Below are 2,079 nucleotides of genomic sequence, written 5' to 3' on the forward strand. Positions count from 1 at the left end.
GCCTTGGCCTGCGCCTTGTCGCACACCAGCGTCAGCTTGGCGATGGCCGAGGCGGCCGGCGCGCTGGGCTTGGTGTGACGGTAGACATAGGTGGCGTCGCCGGCCGCGGCGACCAGCGCTTGCGCATGTGCCGCGCCCAGCTCGCCGGTGGAGGCCAGCGCGACGGCCACGTGCTTCGCGCCGCCGCCCTTCAGCTGGGCCAGGCCATTGGCAACCGCCGTCTTGAAAGCCTTCGCGGTGCCCGAGGCGGCCGCGGCGACCACCACGCGCGGCGCTTTCACGCCGGCCACGCGGTGCAGGTACAGCGCCCGCCCGGCCTTCAGCGCGAAGTCGCCCTGGGCAATCGCCTCGTTGATGGGGGCCGCGAGCTTCGCGTCGAGCACCGCATCGACGGTGTTGCCGCCGGCGGATGCATCGACCACCACGAGCAAGGCGTCGGCCTGCAGGGTTGCCAGGGCGCCGGAAGAAGAAACCTGATGTCTGAAGTCCATAATGCGAGCCAGTCCAGAATCCAACGATGTTATTCGATTCCTCCCTGCGGCGAGACCTCGCCCGCACATTCGGCGCCACGCTGGTGGTGATCCTCACCATCGTGCTGACGATGATGCTGATCCGCACGCTGGGCCAGGCGGCGCTGGGGCGCATCGCCCCGCAGGACGTGGTGCTGCTGCTGGGTTACGTGGCGCTCGCCCAGCTGCCGACGATGCTCAGCCTGTCGCTGTTCATCGCCACCGTCTCCACGCTGACCCGCATGTACCGCGACAGCKAGATGTCGATCTGGTTCGCCAGCGGCGTCGGGCTGTCGCGCTTCGTGCGGCCGGTGCTGCGCGTGAGCTGGCCGGTGCTGCTGGTGGTGGCGCTGCTGGCGCTGTTCGTGTGGCCGTGGATGAACGCGCGCAGCGCCGAGTTGCGCGAGCGCTTCGAGCGCCGCTCCGACCTGTCGCGCGTCGCGCCCGGGCAGTTCCAGTCCTCACGCGACGGCCGCCGCACCTTCTTCATCGAGCGCGACAGCGAAGACGGCCGCACCGGCCGCAACGTCTTCATCCTGACCGCGCAGGCCGACAAGGAATCGGTGACCTCGGCACGCAGCGGCCACATCGAGAACACCGACGACGACCGCTACCTGGTGCTCGACAGCGGCCAGCAGAACGAGCAGAACCTGCGCAGCGGCGACAAGACGCTGGCGCGCTTCGAGACCTACAAGGTGCAGGCCGGCGACCGCGTGCTGAGCAGCGCGACCGCGCCGCCGCCGAAGGCCCTGCCGACCATCGACCTGATGAGCGAGCCGACGCCGGCCGCGCAGGGCGAGCTCACCTGGCGGCTCGGCCTGACGCTCGGCGCGGCCAACCTGCTGCTGCTGGCGATCGGGCTGTCGGCCACGCAGCCGCGGCGGGCCAGCAACTGGAACCTGCTGTTCGCGCTGCTGAGCTTCGTCGTCTACTACAACCTGATCAACCTGTCGCAGGCCTGGGTGGCCGGCGGCAAGGCCGGCATGGGCGCGATCCTCGTGACGATGCACGGCGGCGTGCTGCTGCTGGCGATGGCCCTGATCTGGTGGCGCGACAACGGCACGCACTGGAGCCTGCGGCGACGCCACGGCAACAACGGCGGCGGCCTGAAGCAGCGCATGCAGGAGGCCTGCAAGAAATGAGGACGGTGCGCCGCCTGCTCTACGCCGACATCGTCTCGTCGGTGGCCTTCGTCGCCGTGGCCTTCCTGTCGCTGTTCTTCTTCATCGACTTCGTCGACGAGCTGGGCAGCATCACGAAGACCTACACCGCGCTGCACGCGGCGGTGTACTCGCTGCTCGAGCTGCCGGGCCACCTGTACGAGCTGTCGCCGATCGCGGTGCTGATCGGCACCATCTATGCGCTGTCGCGGCTCGCGCAGTCGTCCGAGTTCACCGTGCTGCGCACCGGCGGGCTGGGCCCGGGGCGCGCGCTGTTCCTGCTGACCGGGCTGGGCATGGCGTTCGGCCTGCTGACCTTCGTCGTCGGCGACTACCTCGCGCCGCTCAGCGAGCGCGGCGCGGCGCAGCTGCAGGCGCGCTACAAGGGCGGCTTCAGCCTGGGCATCACC

General features: G+C 69.9%; 3 protein-coding genes. 2 read left to right on the top strand and 1 reads right to left on the bottom strand.

The window, feature by feature from the left end; all coding sequences use genetic code 11:
• Positions 1–491, bottom strand: a 491-nt coding sequence (locus AC1D12_RS31760; RefSeq protein WP_477845155.1) for a M17 family peptidase N-terminal domain-containing protein, incomplete at its 3' end; no start/stop codon positions are given.
• A 26-nt stretch (positions 492–517) separates the two neighbouring features.
• On the opposite strand from AC1D12_RS31760, the gene lptF reads away from it, so the two are divergent.
• Positions 518–1,651, top strand: coding sequence for an LPS export ABC transporter permease LptF (gene lptF, locus AC1D12_RS31765; RefSeq protein ID WP_477845156.1), 1,134 nt, complete (start codon positions 518–520; stop codon positions 1,649–1,651).
• Positions 1,648–2,079, top strand: a 432-nt coding sequence (locus AC1D12_RS31770) for an LptF/LptG family permease (RefSeq protein ID WP_477845157.1), incomplete at its 3' end; no start/stop codon positions are given. The genes lptF and AC1D12_RS31770, both read left to right, overlap by 4 nt.

The sequence above is a fragment of the Rhizobacter sp. P1_G5 genome, from assembly GCF_056405435.1.